This is a genomic window from Clostridium sp. Marseille-Q7071 (assembly GCF_965112025.1).
Map to the genome: position 1 here is coordinate 2,327,710 of NZ_CBCOPR010000001.1, position 19,697 is coordinate 2,347,406.

A 19,697-nucleotide genomic window follows, 5' to 3' on the forward strand; every position below is an offset into this window, starting at 1 on the left:
CTAGTGGATAAATTGAAAGTTGGAGTAGTAAACTTAGGTTGTGATAAAAATAGAATTGACTCGGAAATTATTATAGGAAATATAAAAGAAAAATTTGAAGTTATAAATGAACCTAATAATGCAGATATTATAATAATAAACACTTGTGGATTCATTGAGAGCTCTAAGCAGGAATCTATAGATACTATACTTGAAATGGCAAAATATAAAGAAGATCATAATTGCAAAGTACTTATAGCTACAGGATGTTTAACTCAGAGATATGGGAGTGAACTTTTAAAGCTTATACCTGAGCTTGATATAATATTAGGGGTAAATGATTATGATAAATTAAATGACAGTATAGAAGATGTATTAAAAAATAATAAAAAAGTAGCCTATACAAGCTATAGTGATTCTAATATTAACATTGGAAAAAGAGTAGTTACAACGGGAGGAACTACAGCTTATATAAGGATATCCGAAGGCTGCAATAACCAATGTGCTTATTGTGCTATACCTAATATAAGAGGTAAGTATAGGAGTAGGACTATAGAAGATATTTTAAAGGAAGCATCAGTACTTGCTATAAATGGTTATAAAGAATTAATTTTAGTTGCACAAGATACTACAAGTTATGGCATAGATATATATGGTGAAAAGAAACTACACATATTATTAAATCAGTTATCTCAGATAAAAAGCATCAAATGGATTCGTATATTATATTGTTATGCTGAAGAGTTAACAGATGAAATAATAGATGAAATAGCAAGCAATGATAAAGTTTGTAAATATATTGATATACCTATACAACATATAAGTGATAAGATACTAAAAAGTATGAGAAGAAAAGGAAGAAATAAAACTATAACTGATAATATAAACAAATTAAGGGCTAAGGTTCCTAACGTAGTTTTAAGAACATCGCTTATAGTAGGATTTCCAGGAGAAAGGGAAGAAGACTTTGAAGAGCTTAAAGATTTTATTAAAAAAATCAAATTTGATAAGCTAGGCGTATTTACTTATTCACAGGAAGAGGGAACTGCTGCGGCTGATATGGATGAACAAATTGATAATGAAATAAAGGAAATGAGATATCATGAGCTTATGGCTCTTCAACAACAGATTTCTAAGGAGTTAAATAAAAATAGGGTAGGTAAAATATACACTGTATTGATAGAAAATAAAGAAGATAAAATGTATATTGGAAGAAGTTATGAAATGGCTCCTGAAATAGATGGTGAAATTTTTATTGAAAATGATAATAATATAAAGATAGGTCAATTTATTGACGTGGAGATTATAAGGGCATTAGAATATGATTTAATAGGAGTTGTTCTACAGTAAAGATATTCATATTTATTCTATAAAATTTTGTTTAAATAGGAGTTGTGTCATATGAATCTTGCAAATAAACTTACAGTGATAAGAATATTATTGGTTCCTATATTCTTAGTGTTTATAGCATTAAATACTTCTTTAGGAACAATTTTGGCTACCATAGTCTTTGTAGTAGCATCATTAACAGATAAGCTTGATGGATACATAGCTAGAAGCAGAAATCAAGTAACTACCTTTGGAAAGTTTATGGATCCTTTAGCAGACAAGTTACTAGTAACTTCTGCACTGGTTTCTTTAGTTGAGTTACAAGTAATACCAGGATGGGTAGCTATGATAATAATTGCAAGAGAATTTGCTGTATCCGGCCTTAGAACATTAGCTGCATCAGAAGGTATAGTAATTGCAGCTAGCAACTGGGGAAAGGCTAAAACTGTAATACAAATAATAGCAATAATAGCAGGATTAATAACATTAAGCTATAATAGTTGGATTATTAAAATAATAACAGTGATATCAATGACGTTAGCGGTTATAATAACTATAGTATCTGGTATAGATTATTTCTACAAAAATGTAGATGTGATTAAAATGGATAAGTGATTAAAAATATTTAAAATGGCAATTATAAAAAAGGAGTTCCTGCCTGTAGAGTAGGAACTTCTTACTATATTCTTTTAGTTGACCTATCAAATAATATATTGTATAATATAAATAGAACAAATGTTCGGTAAGTGAAAGGATGGTGGACCCTTAAGGGGAGATATATGAATAGTGAAAAGTTAAAAGCCTTAGAAGCAGCTATGGGACAGATAGAAAAACAATTTGGTAAAGGTTCAGTAATGAAGCTTGGAGAAAACAGTGTACTTAATTTAGATTCAATATCTACAGGATGTCTAGGATTAGATATAGGATTAGGAATAGGCGGAGTACCTAGAGGAAGAATTGTAGAGATATTCGGACCAGAGTCTTCAGGTAAAACAACAGTAGCGCTACATATTGTTGCAGAGGCTCAAAAAGCTGGAGGTGTGGCAGCTTTTATAGATGCAGAGCACGCATTAGATCCAGTATATGCCAAAGCTTTAGGCGTTGATATAGATAATTTAATAGTTTCTCAACCTGACACTGGAGAACAAGGACTTGAAATAACTGAGGCATTGGTTCGTTCAGGTGCAGTAGATGTTGTAGTTGTAGACTCCGTTGCAGCTCTTGTACCAAAAGCAGAAATTGAAGGAGAAATGGGAGATTCTCATGTTGGACTTCAAGCTAGACTTATGTCACAAGCACTTAGAAAATTAGCAGGATCTATAAATAAATCAAAATGTGTCACTATATTTATAAATCAACTTAGAGAAAAAGTTGGAGTAATGTTTGGAAATCCTGAAACTACTCCAGGTGGAAGAGCACTTAAATTCTATGCATCAGTTAGAATGGATGTAAGAAAAATTGATACTATTAAACAAGGTGATGAATTTTTAGGAAATAGAACTAGGGTTAAAATAACTAAAAATAAAGTTGCGCCTCCATTTAAACAAGCAGAATTCGATATCATGTATGGTGAGGGAATCTCAAGAGAAGGAGACGTTCTAGATATAGCAGTTAAAGAGGAAATAGTTCAGAAAAGTGGTGCATGGTTCTCTTATGGTGATACAAGATTAGGTCAAGGTAGAGAAAATGCTAAGAACTATTTTAAAGAAAATCCTGAATTAAGATTAGAGATAGAAAATAGAATAAGAGAAAAGTATACCTTACCTTTATATAAAGAAGAAATTTTAGTAGAAAAAAAAGATGGTGAAAAGTAGCAAGTGTTTCTTGCTACTTTTGTTTTTTAAAAAATTTTATAATGATATCAGCTTAAAAATTAATGTATGTCAAAATAATTATAATTATTTAATAGAATATATAATTTTTTAAAAGATAATATTTTCTATGCATTAAAATGTTGTATAATTAGGTTAAAAGATAGCAAAAATAGCTGGTCAATAACAAAGAAGAAATACCCATAAATGTACAATAAAAAATATGTAATTATTTGGTTATTTTTCTTTTATCTTTCAATAGTTTTGAATATATATATGAATAATTGGATATAATTTTAATATTATAAAAAAGTATATATTTTACCTGTTTGTAGCATACCAAGCAACTTGACATTATATAGAAAGTAATATAAAATAAATACAAATACTGGTTTAGCATAAATGTAATTGCTACCAATTGAATAAAATATGACACCTTTTCTAGCTTTCATTTTCAATCCAAATAGATATTAAAATGAGCAAAGGAGGTGTTAACATACAATGGATACAAACATAAACATGTTATTAGGGATAGGTATTGTATTAATTGTTATTTTCATTGGAATTTTTGTTGTTGTTTATACTAGAAAAAATATATCACAAGCTAATATTGCAAAGTCAGAAGAAGAAGCTAGAAAAATTATAGAAGAAGCTAAAAAAGATGCCGAATCTAAAAAGAAAGAAGCTATACTTGAGGCTAAAGAGGAAGTTCACAGATTGAGAACTGATCTTGAAAAAGAATCTAGAGAGAGAAGAAATGAAGTTCAGAGACTTGAAAGAAGAACTATTCAAAGAGAAGAATCTTTAGATAAAAAGAATGCAGTATTAGAGAAAAAAGAGGAAAATCTAAATAAAAAACAACAAGAAGTTGAAATATTAGAGTCAAGTATACAAGATTTGTATACTAAGCAGAGAGAGGAATTAGAGAGATTATCAGGTCTTACATCTGATGAGGCAAAGCAGATTTTACTAGACGAAGTAAGAAAAGAAGTTAAGCATGAAGCAGCAGTTATGATTAAAGAAGTTGAACAAAAAGCTAAAGAAGAGGCTGATAAAAAAGCTAGAGAAATCATAACATATGCTATTCAAAGATGTGCTGCAGATCATGTTGCAGAGTCTACTGTGCACGTGGTTTCTCTTCCAAATGATGAGATGAAAGGAAGAATAATAGGTAGAGAGGGTAGAAATATTAGAGCTCTTGAAACCCTTACAGGAGTAGATTTAATTATTGATGATACTCCAGAAGCGGTAATTCTTTCAGGATTTGATCCAATAAGAAGAGAAGTTGCAAGAATAGCTTTAGAGAAGCTTATAGTAGATGGAAGGATACATCCAGCAAGAATTGAAGAAATGGTAGAAAAAGCTAAGAAAGATGTTGATAATGATATTAAGGAAGAAGGAGAACAAGCTACCTTTGAAACAGGTGTACACGGTCTACATATTGAAATATTAAAATTATTAGGAAGACTGAAGTACAGAACAAGTTATGGTCAAAATGTATTAAAGCATTCCGTTGAGGTTGCTTATTTAGCAGGACTTATGGCATCAGAACTTGGCATGGATCCGACATTGGCAAAAAGATGCGGATTGTTACATGACATTGGTAAAGCTGTAGACCATGAAGTTGAAGGACCACATGCATTAATAGGTGCAGAACTTGCTAAGAAATATCATGAATCGCCAATAGTTGTAAATGCTATAGCAGCTCATCATGGTGATGTAGAATCTCAATCTTTAGAAGCCGTATTAGTTCAAGCAGCTGATGCTATTTCTGCTGCAAGGCCAGGTGCGAGAAGAGAAACATTGGAAGCTTATATTAAGAGATTAGAAAAACTTGAAGAAATTGCAAATTCTTATGAAGGCGTTGAAAAGTCATATGCCATTCAGGCTGGAAGAGAAATTAGAATTATGATTAAACCAGAAGAAATTGATGATGCAGGAGCTATTGAAGTGGCTAGGGATATTGTTAAGAAAATAGAGAGTGAACTTGAATATCCAGGTCAAATTAAAGTTAATGTAATCAGAGAAACCCGTGCTATTGAGTATGCAAAATAGTAAAAAGTAGAAATTTAAAATAAAAATGAAAAAAATAATCTTCTTAAATTTTGGAAATTTTAATTTTATTCAAAATTTAAGAGGATTTTTTTGATTATTGTAGAATTATATATTATCACAATAGAATGTTTACTTATAGGAGGTTAATCATGGAGGTATTAAAAGTTTCAGCAAAATCAAGTCCAAATTCAGTAGCAGGAGCATTAGCAGGTGTTTTAAGAGAAAAAGGTGTGGCTGAAATCCAAGCTATCGGTGCAGGAGCTCTTAACCAAGCTATAAAATCAGTAGCAATAGCTAGAGGGTTTGTAGCACCAAGTGGAGTAGATTTAGTTTGTATTCCAGCATTTACAGATATAGAGATTGAAGGAGAAGAAAGAACAGCAATAAGATTAATTGTTCAGCCTAGATAAAATTAATTAATTTACATAAAAGAAAGACATGAATTATAAAGCCATGTCTTTTTTGTTTGAACCATATTATATATACTATTTCTAAGATTAACATATATGTGAAAATAATTGGTGATTTTTAGTATTATAATTAAAACTATTAAATTCACAATTATCGATATTTCTCAGCAGAAGCCGAGAAATTTAGAATTGATTTGTTTTTGAAGTGATGTGGTCACTTCTTATAAAGAACATCAAGTGTATTACTAGTAAAAAATCCATTAAAGAAATTAGTTTGATTAAAACTAATTTCAACGTTAATTGTGAATTGTTTTAAGTTATGAATTGAAATATTTAAGGGCGTAACTAAATTTGAATATACATTAGCTTTTCAAGTAGTACATCCCTATATAATAACTTTAGATTAAAAAGTAATTTACATAATATTTTAAATTTCATGTTAAAATTCTTTTATTATTTTTGTGAAATATATTTATATATAAATTTAATTTTAAAATATAATCTTTATTTTGATAAATAGTCAAAATATGCCTTATAAAATTATTTACACTGAGTATAATAAATGATATATTATAGATGATATGACGTATATCCTTCATTTTATTGAAATATGAAGGGGAGTATGCAAATAACTTATAAAATTATGAAAATTTTGGGGGTAGTAACTATGAAATTATCAAATAAAGCTATGCAAATTTCTCCATCATTAACTTTAGCAATAACAGCTAAAGCTAAAAAAATGAAAGCAGATGGCATAGATGTAATAGGCTTTGGTGCAGGAGAGCCAGATTTTAATACTCCAAAAAACATTCAAGAGGCTGGCATAAAAGCTATGCAAGAGGGATTAACAAGATATACAGCTGCTTCAGGAATAACAGAGCTTAAAGATGCTATAGTAAACAAATTTAAAGTAGATAATAATTTAATTTACAAACCTTCTCAAATAGTAATTTCAACTGGAGCTAAACAATGTTTAGCAAACGCATTACAAGCAATACTAAATCCTGGAGATGAAGTATTAGTAGGAGCACCATACTGGGTAAGTTATCCTGAACTTATTCAATTAGCTGACGGTAAAGCTGTATTCGTAGACACTAAAGAAGAAAACGCTTTCAAATTAACAGTTGAAGCATTAGAAAAAGCTACAACAAATAAAACAAAAGCGTTTATATTAAATAGTCCTAATAATCCAACAGGAACTGTTTATACTAAAGAAGAATTAGTAAAACTTGCTGAGTTTGCCAAAGAAAAAGATATATTAATAATATCAGATGAAATATACGAAAAATTATTATATGGAGTAGAAGGACATATTTCAATTGCAAGTATCTCAGAAGACGCGTATAATAGAACAATAGTTATTAACGGAGTTTCTAAAGCATATGCTATGACTGGTTGGAGAATAGGATACGTTGCAACTAGCGAAGAGATAACTAAGCTTATGTCTAATATTCAAAGTCATACAACTTCAAATCCTTGTTCAATATCTCAATATGCTTCAGTAGAAGCTTTAAATGGAGATCAAAGTGAAGTTGAAAACATGAAAAAACAATTTAAAGCAAGAAGAGATTTTATGGTTGATAGAATTAACTCAATAAACAACTTATCTTGTGTTAAACCAGAAGGAGCTTTCTATGTTATGGTTAACATAAGCAAAATTTTAGGTAAGGAATTTGATGGAAAAATAATTAAAGATTCCTTAACTTTCTCCGATTTATTATTAGAGAAAGAAAAAGTTGCAGTTGTACCAGGAATAGCTTTTGGAGTTGATAACTTTATAAGATTATCTTATGCAACATCTATGGATAACATTAAAAATGGATTAGATAGAATTGAAAAATTTGTAAATAGCATAGGGTAGTTTTAAATAAACTATAGAGGTGATGCTAGTGATATCAAAGGATGTTATTGTAAAAAACCCACAAGGGTTACATGCAAGACCAGCTACACTGTTAGTTAGAGTAGCTTCATCTTTCAAATCAAATATAAATATTGAGTACAATGGAAAAAGCGCTAACGCCAAAAGCTTGATAGGAATACTATCTTTAGGTATAAATAAAGATTATAAGATTACTGTTTCAGCTAAAGGTAGTGATAAAGAAAAGGCGCTAGGAAGCATTTGTGACTTAATAGAGAGCTTCGAATAATTAACACAATAAAAGCTGCTGACGTTTGTTAGCAGTTTTTATTAAGTTATAGACATTAGGTGATAGATATGAATAACGATATTATTATTAAAAATGAGCAGAGAATAACTAATTTATTTAATGATAAAAATTTTATAAGATATTTTTTAGATTTAAAAGCCAATAAAAGCAAATATACTGCTAAAAGTTACGAGAGAGATATTAAAGATTTTTTTAAAGTAGAATATGTTGAAGATATAACAATTAATCACATTAGAGCAGTAACTATATTTGATGCTCAAAATTATATTTTAGAATTAAGTTCTAAGAAATTTTCTTCTGCTACTATAAATAGAAAAATTTCATCATTAAGTGCACTTTATAAATGGTTATTAAAATTTCAAGATAATAGTACAAGAAGTGAACTTATAAAATATAATCCTTTTGGCAATTTAAAAGAAGAAAAGCCAGTCATAAACAATAAGGACACAGAATTTTTAACAAAAGAAGAATGTAAAATTTTGCTTCAAAGTATAGATACTACTAATATAATAGGAATTAGGAATAAAGCTATAATGTCATTAGCATTGACTACAGCCTTAAGAAAATCAGAAATTATAAACATAAAACTAAAAGATGTAACTACCTATGGAGGTTATGATGTTATTAACATAACTAGAAAAGGTAATATTAAAGATATAATAAAAATTCAAAAAGGGGTATTAAATCTAATAAAACGATATGTTGAAGAGAGTAATAGAGATTTTAAAAAAAATTGGGATGAATATCTGTTCTTAGGTCATTCTAAAAATAGTTTAAAAAAGGAAAAATTAAATCCTAGCAGCTTAAATTATATAATTAAGCAAATTTGCAAAAATGCAAATATAAATAAAGATTTAAAAGTTCACTCTACGAGACATACTGCTATAACACTAGCTATAACAGAAGGTGCAACTATAGAAAAAGTAAGGGAATTTGCAGGACATAAAAATTTAGCAACTACAAATAGATATATTCACTCCATAGATAAATTAAAAAATAATGCAGGGGATATTATAGATATTCTTTAAAGCTAATATACAATTAAAGTATATTAGCTTTAATTGTATATAAAAATAATATAATAACTTCTTTCTCTTCACTAACAAAAAACTTCAAAATTACAACATAATCCTAATAGAAGTAAATTTCATGTATTTTAAAGGAACAAATTAAATATAATGTATTAAAGCGTCTAAAATAGAGTGATTAGTCATATGCAAAATTAAATAATATTAATTAATGATTAATTGTTTATTTGTTGATGCATAAAGTAATAATTTAGGAGAGTGTATAATGGAGGAGAAATTAAGTCCTAAAACTTTTAATTTTAAAAGTATTAAAGGAATAAGCCTAAATCAATTAGAACAACATTATAAATTATACGAAGGATATGTAACGAATGTTAACAAAATATGGAGTGGTATAAGGGAGCAAAGGGATTTTGAAGGAACAAATGCTACTTTCAGCCCCTATAGAAGTCTTTTAGTAGCTCAGAGTTTTGCATTAGATGGAGTTAAGCTTCACGAGCTTTATTTTGAAAACATGAATGGAGAAGTAAAGGGTATATCATCATGTGTTTATGAGGCAATAATCGAAAGTTTTGGTAGTTATGATTTTTTTGAAAAATTGTTTAAAAATGCAGGTTTAGCAGTTAGGGGATGGGTAGTACTTGCATATGAGCCTATAGATAAAAAACTTCATGTATATGGACTGGATAGTCATGATTGTGGACCTATATGGAATGCTTATCCATTACTTGTTTTAGATGTTTACGAGCATGCATATATGATTGATTTTGGAATTGATAGAAAGAAATATATTGAAGTTTTTATGAATAACATTGATTGGAGAGTTGTGAATAATAGGATGGTTGCATTAAGAAAAATGTTGAATTAATTTATAGGATTGCACATAGATTTTAATGTAAGGAGTCTGAAATGGAATAACTAGTGAAGGAACATAAAATGAATGTTTTATATCAAATATGTGGGGAAGCGTCCTTAATAGTCTTGATATCAGGAAATTTTGTTGAGGTACCATTCACAAAATAGAGTGGTCTATTTACTAGTTATTTATTTTTTGATCTCTAATATAAATATGGGGGTATCATAATGTATTCAAATAATGAAAGAAATCTTGATGGGGATGGAGTTCAGGAATATGAGTTTGTTCCTATAGAGCCTATGAATAATACGAGCATGTCTAAAGAGATGGAAGAATTTGCTGCTATGTATTGTATGATGGGAATTATGCCAATGCAAAGAAGTAATCCTATAGGATTTATAACACCTATGCCATGGATTATGGATGAAGAAGATAACGAATTTAAAGTTTTTGATGAAGAAGAAGATTTAAGAGGAAATGTAAATGAAAATTTAGATTTTTTAGATAATAATCTAAAAACAGCACAAGGATATCCTGGATATAATTATTTGAAAATTGATAGAATAGTTAATAGAATAGAAAGAAATAATCCAGGTATATTTAGATTCTTAGAGTCTAAAGGAGTTCCATATATGAGAGCAAGAAATTTTGTGAGAAGAATAGTAAGATTAACTCTCATGTATAGTTAAAATAATGAGTAGCATTATGCTACTCATTATTTTTTTACATATTTAAAAGTGTAACTGCACCCTTGAGTATTTCAATTTACAACTTTAATCAATTGAGAATTGAAAATAGACAATTATGATGGAAATTAATTTTATAAATTAGTTTCTTCAAATAGATTTTTTAATAAAAGTGGCTCTGTCACTTTAAAAATAAATAAACTTAAAACTTCTCTTATAAAAGAGAAGTATCAATAATTCTCCATTGTCAATAGCCAATTCGTGTTATATAAGGTGGAAATTCAAATAATCAATAACATAATTATATAGATATATAGATTGAATTTGAAAGGAGTAAATCTATAAATATATGCTTTTATAGATTAAAATATAACAACATTATTTTGAAATATATACTTATTTAGGAATATTTGTCTTAATAAAAAAGTTGACTAGATATAGTTTAATAATTTATAATGTCTTTAAGTTAAAATTTACTAAATATAATATATATTATACAGTAATTAACCTTAGAACATTATATGATAACGTTATATATTGATTTAGAGGCATTTATTTTAAGGTTATTAATGTATATAGCTATTAGTCTTTAGGGGGAAAGTTTATGCTAAATATGAAGAAAACCTGTGGGTTGTTATTGAATTTAATGTTGTTTATATTTGCAATTACTTTAATAAATTGCAAAAGTGTACAAGCTACTGAAACACCTAAAAAGAAAAATGAAATAATATTACGTTCAGCTAATTTATCAACAGATAAAACAATAAAAGTTCCAAATAGAACATTAGAAAGCAAGAGGCTATCCAGAGGCGGGAGTGAATCTACACCAGAGGTTGCTTATGATATAGTAGATTTAGCTTCTACTAAGCTTGGAAGTCCATATGTTTGGGCAGCAACTGGACCAGAAGTTTTTGATTGTTCAGGATTTACAAAGTATGTTTTTAGTAATTATGGTATAGACTTACCACATTATACTGGTTCACAGATAAGATATGGTAAGGGCGTTTCAAGGTCAGTTTTAGAACCAGGAGATTTAGTATTTTTTAATACTGATGGATACTCTGTATCTCATGTAGGAATATATATGGGTAATGGCCAATTTATACATGCAGCTTCAGGAACTGGAAGAGTAATAATAAGCGATTTAGGAGAAGAGTATTATTCCACTAGATATGTAGGTGCAAGAAGAATCTTTTAGAATTTAAACCGACAGTGATGTCGGTTTTTTATCATAATCCCCATAAACTATGAATATAAATTAAGGACAAGTATTTATAGGTTATAGGAGGGTAATAAAATGAAATACACAAGATATAATATAAAACCTAAGAAAAAAAATAATAATTTACTTTATCTTTTAATTATAATGTTAATCGCATTGTTATTAACTATTATGCTCTTTAATAAGTTTACTTCTAGGGATGATTTAAAAAAAGGTAATAAAGAGATTACAGAAACAAAAAAAGAAAAGAAAAATGAAGAAACTAAAGGTGCAGAGAAAAATATTAAAAGTAGTGACTTTATACTAGTTCAATGTGGTGTATTTAAAGTAAAAGAAAATGCTGATAAATTAAAAAGTCAGTTAAACTCTTTTGGTAGCCCTTTCGTTGTAGAACAAGATAATACTTATAAAGTGTATCAAGGTATATATACTGGAAATGATTGTGATAAAGTTATAGAAAAATTAAATGGAAATAAGATTCCAAATGCTAAAATAGTAATAACTTTGCCTTATGAGGATTTATCTATAGTTGAACTAAGTAAAATTGTAGAGGCTGAATTAAAGGTAATAAATAAAACATCAGATGCACAAGTTAAATCTATAAAAACTACTGAATTAAAAAAGTGGGTGTCTTCTTTAGAAAATTTGAAGGAGGATACTCGTTCATATAATGATGTTAAAGAAATAAAAAGTTATATAGCTTCTCTTCCAGAGGAAGTGGACAAGAAAAAATCAGAAGAGATGAATATATATATATATAATAAACTAATAAAATTTAAAAATAACTAGTTAAATGGTAGAACAGGTATAGCCTGTTCTATTTTTATATTTGTAAATGTAAAAATAGAAAAACTAATATATAGTTTAATATAGCTATTTCTTTGAGTATTTCAATTTACAACTTAAATAATAGAGAATTGCAATTATGGTTAAAATTAATTTTTTACTAATTAATTTTTTAATATATTTTTTACTAGGAACTTCATTGTCAGTCTTTTATAAGAAATGACCCTATGGATTCAAAAAACAAATTAATTTTAAACTTCTCTTATATAGGGAGAAGTTTCCATAATTGCGAACTGCCCATTGTGAATTATGAATTGACAAAACATGACTTTTAGTCATTTTTAATCTGTCCTATTTGATACCTTAAAAACCAAATTAAGGAACAGAAAATTTTTCTAAAAACTATATTATAGACTTGTTAATCATTTTATTAAATGATACACTATATAAGATAAAGAAATAAATGGGGGATATAAATTGAAAAATTCAGAAAGGAAAACCAGAGAATACATTTTTGTTATACTACTGGCAGCCATTTCTGGTAGTTTTATTGGGGAAGTGTTATCTAAAAGCGTTAGGTTTTTAGATATATTAGGAAGATCTTATTCCATTGGACTAAGTGATCCTTTTTTGTTAGACTTAAAGGTAATAGGGATAACTTTTGGTATCTATTTTAATATTAATTTAATGTCTATTATTTGTGTAATATTGGCAATAATATTATTTAGAAAATATTAGGAGTGAACAATTATGAAGATTATACTGGCATCAGCTTCAGAAAGAAGAAAAGAACTTTTAACTAGAATTATAGAGAATTTTGAAGTGATTGTTAGTGACTTTGATGAAAGCACTATAAGCTTTGATAATAATTGCGAAGAGTATGTTATTAACTTAGCAAAAGGAAAGGCTTTTAATATACTTAAAAAGCTAAATGAACATTCTCTTGTAATTGCTTGTGACACTATAGTGTATAGTGATGGCAAGGTATTGGGAAAACCAAAAAATGAAGAGGATGCTATTATCATGCTTAAAATGCTTAGTAACAAAACTCATAAAGTATACTCCGGTATAATAGTTTTAGATACAAAAACTAATAATATGAAATTTGATGCTGTTTGTACAGAAGTTAAATTTTCAAAACTAAGTAATGAAGCTATAGAGAAATATGTAAAAACTGGAGACCCTCTAGACAAAGCAGGGGCTTATGGTATACAAGGTAGAGCAGCAACATTTGTAGAAGGCATTAATGGCTGTTATTATAATGTGGTAGGCTTACCTTTAAATAGGTTGAATACTTTACTTATGGAGATGGGGGTAAATCTTTAAAAGGAAGTGTTATATTTGAACAACTTTAAACTTACAGATTTACCTAAAAATGAAAGACCTCGTGAGAGACTTTTTAGATATGGTGCATATGCACTATCTAATGCAGAACTTTTAGCAATTATTTTGCGCACAGGAAGTCAGAAAGAAGATGTTTTAAGTTTATGCAATAGAATAATATCAGACTGTAATGGATTAAATGGACTCCTTAGTTGCGATACTCAAGACTTTTTAAGTTTGTGTGGTATAGGGGAAGCTAAGGCAGCACAACTTATAGCGCTATCAGAAATTTCAAAGCGTTTTAAAACCTTTAAGTCTGGTGATGAATATAGAATAACCAGTGCTAAATCAGCAGCAGAATATGTCATGGAAGATATGAGATATTTAAAAAAAGAATATCTCAAGTTAATAATGCTTAATAGCAAAAATGTAGTTATATCTGTAAAGCATATATCTGTTGGTAGCTTAAATAGTTCTATTGTTCATCCTAGGGAAGTATTTTTAGAAGCTATAAAAAATAGTAGCGCTTCAATAATTATTTGTCACAACCATCCATCAGGAGATCCTACTCCAAGTAAAGAAGATATCAGTATTACAAATAGACTTAAAGAATGTGGAAAGATACTAGGCATAGAGGTTTTAGACCATATTATAATTGGGAATGGTATTTATGTTAGCTTAAAAGAAAGAGCATTTTTATAGAAACGAAAGGAGAAAAAAGTATATGGGATTTTTTGCTAAATCAAGAGATATGGGAATAGATTTAGGGACTGCTAATACGTTAGTTTATGTAAAAGGAAAAGGAATAGTGTTAAGAGAGCCATCAGTTGTGGCTATAAATAAAAAGACGAACAGGGTTTTAGCTGTAGGAAATGAAGCTAAACAAATGATCGGAAGAACTCCAGGTAACATTGTGGCTATAAGACCAATGCGAGATGGAGTTATTGCTGACTTTGACGTTACTGAAAAAATGTTAAGAAGCTTTATTGAAAAAGCGGGGGCAAAAAATGGATTTAAAAGCCCAAGAATAGTAGTTTCTTTTCCTTCAGGAGTAACTGAAGTAGAAAAAAGAGCTATAGAAGAAGCAACAAAAAGTGCAGGTGCTAGATTTGCTTGTCTTTTAGAAGAACCAATGGCGGCAGCTATAGGTGCTGGACTTCCAGTTGATGAACCAACAGGTAGTATGATTGTAGATATTGGTGGAGGAACTACAGAAGTAGCTATTATTTCTCTTGGCGGAATAGTAACTAGTAAATCTCTAAGAGTTGCTGGTGATGAGTTAGATAAGGCAATAATAGCTTACATAAAAAAACAGTATAGTTTAATGATAGGTGAACGTACAGCTGAAGCAATAAAAATAGAATTAGGTTCTGCCTTCGATTTAGGTGAAGAAGAAAGAACTATGGAGATTAAAGGAAGAGATTTAATTTCTGGATTGCCAAAAGTGACAGAAATCAATGAAAGTGAAGTTAGAGAAGCATTAAAAGAACCCGTATACTCTATAATTGACTCAATAAAAACTACACTTGAAAAAACACCACCGGAGCTTGCAGCAGATATTATGGACAAAGGCATAATGTTAACTGGTGGAGGCGCATTGTTAAGAGGAATAGACGCATTAATTTACCACGAAACTCATATGCCAGTAAATGTAGCTGACATTCCACTAGATTGTGTGGCTATAGGAGCTGGAAAAGCGCTAGATAATATAGACATAATGGAAAAAAGAGGATAATTTTGAAAAAGTTCAAGAATAAACTGGCAGTAATAGTTATACTACTGTCAGTATGCTTTTTGTTTCTTATTGGATATAGTGTTCAAAGAGAAAAAATGTCTTTCGTGGAAAATGGTGTTGGATATACCTTAAATAGTATCCAAAGTGTAGTTTATAATATAGGAAATAAAATAAAAAACTCCTTTAGTTTTATTACTAATATAAATAATATAAAAGAAGAAAATGAGAAGTTAAAAGAGGAAAATATTAAACTATCTCAAATGTCAACGGAAAATGAAATTCTCACTAGTGAAAATGAAAGATTAAGAAATATGTTGAATTTCACTAATTCTAAAAATGAGTATAAATATATAGGTGCTGATATTAAAGGATTAAGTGGAGAAAACTTTTTAGATGGATTTACTATAAATAGAGGTAGCAAAGATGGAATTAAAAAAGGCATGGTAGCAATTACAGCAGAAGGGTTAGTAGGACAAGTCACTTCTGTAGGAAGCAATTGGTCGATAGTACAGTCTTTATGTAATGAAAATATAGCTGTTGCAGCACATGTATTATCAACTAAAGAAAGTGATGGCATTGTAAAAGGATACAGAGGAAATGACGAAAAATTCCTTGCAGAAATTACAGGGCTTTCAATTAGCTCTAAGATAAAAGAAGGAGATACTATTTTAACTTCAGGATTAGGATTAGTTTATCCTAAAGGAATAAAAATAGGCACTGTGTTAGAGGTAAAGGAAGATAAAGCTGCTGTAATGAAAAGTGCAATAATAAAGCCAACTGTAGATTTTAATACTTTGGAGCAAGTATTAATAGTAGTACCAGATGACATTATAGAAGTTAAATATAACTATTAGGTGATTAAAATGAAGAAAGTAATAACACTATTTTTTATATGTATTGGACTTACTATGTTGGATAATACATTAAGTACATTTATTGCTATTAAATCTATTTATCCCAGCATTTTATTTGTTTTTATAATTTCCTACTCAATAATAAATGGTCCAGTAGAGGCAATTATTTTAGGTATATTTGCCGGTGCACTACAAGATATTTATTTATTTAATGGATTAGGAATTAATATGCTTAGTAATATGCTTACTTGCTATATTGCAGCACAAATTGGTAAAAGCATATTTAAAGAAAAATCCTTTGTTCCAATAATTTCAACTTTTTTTCTTAGTATTTTAAAAGGAGTTATGATGTTTAGCTTGTTTTATTTATTAAAGATAAAAGTTAATATACAAACAGCACTATATGTAAGCATATATAATATGATTTTATCTATAATTTTATATAGATATGTTTACAAACTTTCTGAAACAAAATTTATGAAGAAAGATTGGAGATTTTAGGATAGTGATATTATGGTAAAAAACAATAAAAAAGAAAAAAATTTTTCAAGATATACGGTGTTTTTTATTACTATGGCTGTGATATTTACAATTTTGATAGTAAGACTCCTATTTCTTCAAGTAGTTATGGTAGAAGAATATAGGGAAGAAGCAAGTAAAAAGCACTATAAAAATGTTTCTAAGGTAGCACCAAGAGGTGATATCATTGATAGAAAGGGAGAAGTATTAGCAACAAGCAAACAAAGTTACGCATTGATGTTTACAGAAACTCCTGAGAGTAAAGAAGTTTTTTTTGATACTATGGAAAAGGTGCTTAAAATTTTAGATGAAAATAAGATTTCTATAGTAGATGAATTTCCCATAACTGTTGAGCCGAAATTTGAATTTAAATTTAATGCTGTTGATGAAGCAAGTAAACAATGGATGGAGCTTAGATTTAAAAAAGATAGAGGATTTCAAGAGGATATAATCAATAAACTTTATAAGGGAAAAAGCGAAAGTGATCTTTCTAAGGCGGAATTACAGAAAGTAGATGAAGAATTATTAAAGATTACTGCAGAAGAAGCTTTCAATAAGCTCTTTAATGAATATAAAGAACAATTTAAGAAAAATTATGAGATTGATATTGACAAGAAAAATTATAGCTTAACTGATAAGAGAAGATACATTATTGTGTTAGATAGCATTAAGATACAAAGTTATTCAGGATATAAACCTGTGGTTATATCTAACAGTTTAGATAAAGAAGCTGCGTTTATCTTTGAACAACTTCAGCCAGACTTGCCAGGTATAATGGTAGAAACTCAACCTATTAGAAATTATCCTAATGGTGAACTAGGTTCAGCTTTTTTAGGATATACTGCAAAAATAGACTCTTGGGAAAAAGAAAAATTTGAAGAAAAGGGATATGATGTAAGTGCTGATAAAGTAGGAAAAGTAGGTTTAGAGTTTAGCTTTGAAAGTATTCTAAAAGGAACTAAAGGTCAAGAGAGTATAGAAGTAAATAAGCAGGGAAGAAAAGTTAAAACTCTTGGAGAAGTTGAAGCTTATCCAGGAAAGACTTTACAGCTTAATATTGATAAAAATATACAATCAGTTGCGGAAAGAGCATTGGATGATACTATGGCTGACCTTCAAAAACAAGGTAGGAGAAATGATGTTGATACTACCAATGCTACAAGAGGAGCAGCAATAGTTATGGAAGTTAAGACTGGTAAAATACTTGCATTAGCAAGTAGGCCAGGATATGACCCTAATATATTTACACTTACGCCAGAACTTTCATCAAAATATTTTAATTCTGATTTAGAAAAAATGGGAAAAGAATATATTGAAAAAAGAGGACTTACCTCTATATCAGGGATATTAGATGAGAATGAATTGTCTAGTCTTTCTTACGAACAAAAGGTAGATAAATTACTTAATAGAATGTTTCCGTTAGATACTACAACAGAAAATAATACAAAGTCTAGACAAGACAGCTATGATATATTTCCTAAACCATTATATAACTATGCTACATTATCTTTAATTCCACCAGGGTCTGTATTTAAACCATTAACAGGATTAGCTGGACTTGAAGAAGGGGTTATAGATTTATCTACTACAATTAATGATGCTGGAGAATACAACAAAAGATACTCAGATTATAAGGGAGCATGTTGGATATATAACCAAAGTGGAGGTTCTCATGGTAGTATAGATATTAGAGAGGCTCTTAAAGTATCTTGTAACTATTTCTTCTATGATGTAGCAGATAGATTGTTTGCAAAAGGCGGAGAGAAATCAAGTGGACTTGATTATATAGCGAAATATGCATGGAAATTTGGACTAGGGGTAGAGCCTAATTCTAATAAAGAGCCTAAAACTGGTATAGAAATACCAGAAAATTTTGGTCAAGTTTATAACTATGAATCAAGTAAAAATAAGTTTGCTAACGAATATGTAGAGCAAATAGCTGATTATTTAAATAAAGGTATAGATTCTATAAACACTACACCACATTATAAACCTATTGATATAAGAAGAAAAAATGAAGTTGGTAGTGATAAAGAAAAAAGTGAAATAGCTAAAATCAATGAGAAGAAAACTATATTGATTGATGCTATTAAAGAAGAGATGAAAAAAGATGCCAAAGGAAAAGAAGAAGAAATAGTTCCTAAAATGGAAAAACTTCTTAAAGATTTAATTGAGTCTGTTCCAGAATTTAAAGAAAAGAAATATACCGATAAAGATATTAAGAATATGGCAATAGCAATTAATTATGCCATAGCAGATGCTATATCTAATAAAAAATCTGCTGCTAATGCTTATGATGCTTCCATAGGACAGGGAATGAACCAATTTACTCCTCTACAATTAACAAACTATATGGCTACTTTAGTTAATGGTGGATATAGATATGAAATGCAGCTTGTGGATAAAATTATTGATCCAGTAACAGGAGAAGAGACTGTAATTAAACCTCAACTGTTAGATAAATTTGACATTAATCCAGAGTATTTAGAAGTTATAAAGCAAGGTATGGGGGATGTTGTTAGCGCAACAGAAGGTACAGGTGCTACTGCATTTGAAGATTATCCATTAAAACACGGTGGTAAAACAGGTTCTTCTACTTTTAATCAAAATCAAGAGGAGGCATTAGGAAGAACTTCTTATGCCGTATTTTTAGGTTTTGCACCTTTCGATGATCCAGAAATAGTAACCTGTGTTATTATATTTGATGGAGGGCATGGAGGATATGCAGGACCAGTAGTAAGAGCCATATATGAAGAGTACTTTAAAGAAGAATTATTGAAAGTAGATCCAGGTTATGGATTTATGTATCCTGAAACACAAAGTAATTCAAATCAAGATAATACCACAAATAATGAAGCTATAAATAATAACAATAATGAAAGTGCAGAAAATAATCATCAAGAAGATGCTTTAGACTAAAATAATGATAATCAATA

The 19,697-nt window shown here is 29.1% G+C and carries 19 protein-coding genes; all 19 read left to right on the forward strand.

All coding sequences use genetic code 11. The annotated features are described in order from the left end of the window. Positions 1-3: 3 nt before the first annotated feature. The 19 genes from rimO to ACWPW7_RS10970 all read left to right on the forward strand — a co-directional run bounded on the left by rimO (position 4) and on the right by ACWPW7_RS10970 (position 19,680). Positions 4-1,329, forward strand: coding sequence for a 30S ribosomal protein S12 methylthiotransferase RimO (gene rimO / locus ACWPW7_RS10880; RefSeq protein WP_454053524.1), 1,326 nt, complete (start codon positions 4-6; stop codon positions 1,327-1,329). Positions 1,330-1,380: 51 nt separating this feature from the next. Continuing rightward, positions 1,381-1,923, forward strand: a complete 543-nt coding sequence (pgsA, locus tag ACWPW7_RS10885) for a CDP-diacylglycerol--glycerol-3-phosphate 3-phosphatidyltransferase (RefSeq protein ID WP_454053525.1) — start codon at positions 1,381-1,383, stop codon at positions 1,921-1,923. Between the two features lie 164 nt (positions 1,924-2,087). Continuing rightward, positions 2,088-3,122, forward strand: coding sequence for a recombinase RecA (recA, locus tag ACWPW7_RS10890; protein WP_454053526.1), 1,035 nt, complete (start codon positions 2,088-2,090; stop codon positions 3,120-3,122). A gap of 498 nt (positions 3,123-3,620) precedes the next feature. Continuing rightward, complete coding sequence (gene rny, locus ACWPW7_RS10895; RefSeq protein WP_291560178.1) at positions 3,621-5,174, forward strand: ribonuclease Y; 1,554 nt, start codon at positions 3,621-3,623, stop codon at positions 5,172-5,174. Between the two features lie 149 nt (positions 5,175-5,323). Continuing rightward, positions 5,324-5,584: a stage V sporulation protein S gene (locus ACWPW7_RS10900; RefSeq protein ID WP_291560176.1), complete on the forward strand. Its 261-nt coding sequence runs from the start codon at positions 5,324-5,326 to the stop codon at positions 5,582-5,584. A 667-nt stretch (positions 5,585-6,251) separates the two neighbouring features. After that, positions 6,252-7,445, forward strand: a complete 1,194-nt coding sequence (locus tag ACWPW7_RS10905; protein ID WP_454053527.1) for a pyridoxal phosphate-dependent aminotransferase — start codon at positions 6,252-6,254, stop codon at positions 7,443-7,445. A 28-nt stretch (positions 7,446-7,473) separates the two neighbouring features. Then, positions 7,474-7,731, forward strand: a complete 258-nt coding sequence (locus tag ACWPW7_RS10910) for an HPr family phosphocarrier protein (protein ID WP_454053528.1) — start codon at positions 7,474-7,476, stop codon at positions 7,729-7,731. Between the two features lie 68 nt (positions 7,732-7,799). Then, positions 7,800-8,780: a tyrosine-type recombinase/integrase gene (locus tag ACWPW7_RS10915; protein WP_454053529.1), complete on the forward strand. Its 981-nt coding sequence runs from the start codon at positions 7,800-7,802 to the stop codon at positions 8,778-8,780. A 265-nt stretch (positions 8,781-9,045) separates the two neighbouring features. Continuing rightward, complete coding sequence (locus tag ACWPW7_RS10920; RefSeq protein WP_291560168.1) at positions 9,046-9,648, forward strand: superoxide dismutase; 603 nt, start codon at positions 9,046-9,048, stop codon at positions 9,646-9,648. Positions 9,649-9,863: 215 nt separating this feature from the next. Beyond that, on the forward strand, positions 9,864-10,325 hold the full coding sequence (locus tag ACWPW7_RS10925; RefSeq protein WP_291560166.1) for a hypothetical protein: 462 nt from the start codon (positions 9,864-9,866) through the stop codon (positions 10,323-10,325). 601 nt (positions 10,326-10,926) lie between these two features. Continuing rightward, positions 10,927-11,520, forward strand: coding sequence for a C40 family peptidase (locus tag ACWPW7_RS10930; protein ID WP_454053530.1), 594 nt, complete (start codon positions 10,927-10,929; stop codon positions 11,518-11,520). A 99-nt stretch (positions 11,521-11,619) separates the two neighbouring features. Then, positions 11,620-12,333, forward strand: a complete 714-nt coding sequence (locus tag ACWPW7_RS10935; RefSeq protein ID WP_454053531.1) for an SPOR domain-containing protein — start codon at positions 11,620-11,622, stop codon at positions 12,331-12,333. Between the two features lie 474 nt (positions 12,334-12,807). After that, complete coding sequence (locus ACWPW7_RS10940; protein WP_291560160.1) at positions 12,808-13,068, forward strand: DUF4321 domain-containing protein; 261 nt, start codon at positions 12,808-12,810, stop codon at positions 13,066-13,068. Between the two features lie 9 nt (positions 13,069-13,077). Continuing rightward, positions 13,078-13,656: a Maf-like protein gene (locus ACWPW7_RS10945; RefSeq protein ID WP_454055497.1), complete on the forward strand. Its 579-nt coding sequence runs from the start codon at positions 13,078-13,080 to the stop codon at positions 13,654-13,656. A gap of 15 nt (positions 13,657-13,671) precedes the next feature. After that, complete coding sequence (gene radC, locus ACWPW7_RS10950) at positions 13,672-14,355, forward strand: RadC family protein (RefSeq protein WP_291560156.1); 684 nt, start codon at positions 13,672-13,674, stop codon at positions 14,353-14,355. Positions 14,356-14,377: 22 nt separating this feature from the next. Beyond that, positions 14,378-15,388: a rod shape-determining protein gene (locus ACWPW7_RS10955; RefSeq protein ID WP_039632012.1), complete on the forward strand. Its 1,011-nt coding sequence runs from the start codon at positions 14,378-14,380 to the stop codon at positions 15,386-15,388. A gap of 2 nt (positions 15,389-15,390) precedes the next feature. After that, positions 15,391-16,242, forward strand: coding sequence for a rod shape-determining protein MreC (gene mreC / locus ACWPW7_RS10960; RefSeq protein WP_291560152.1), 852 nt, complete (start codon positions 15,391-15,393; stop codon positions 16,240-16,242). Between the two features lie 9 nt (positions 16,243-16,251). Beyond that, positions 16,252-16,743 carry a rod shape-determining protein MreD gene (gene mreD / locus ACWPW7_RS10965; RefSeq protein ID WP_454053532.1) on the forward strand — a complete coding sequence of 164 codons (492 nt, stop codon included), beginning with the start codon at positions 16,252-16,254 and terminating at the stop codon, positions 16,741-16,743. Between the two features lie 12 nt (positions 16,744-16,755). Next, the gene (locus ACWPW7_RS10970; RefSeq protein WP_454053533.1) at positions 16,756-19,680 is read left to right on the forward strand and encodes a penicillin-binding transpeptidase domain-containing protein; all 2,925 of its coding nucleotides are present in this window, start codon (positions 16,756-16,758) and stop codon (positions 19,678-19,680) included. The last annotated feature ends 17 nt before the right edge of the window (positions 19,681-19,697 follow it).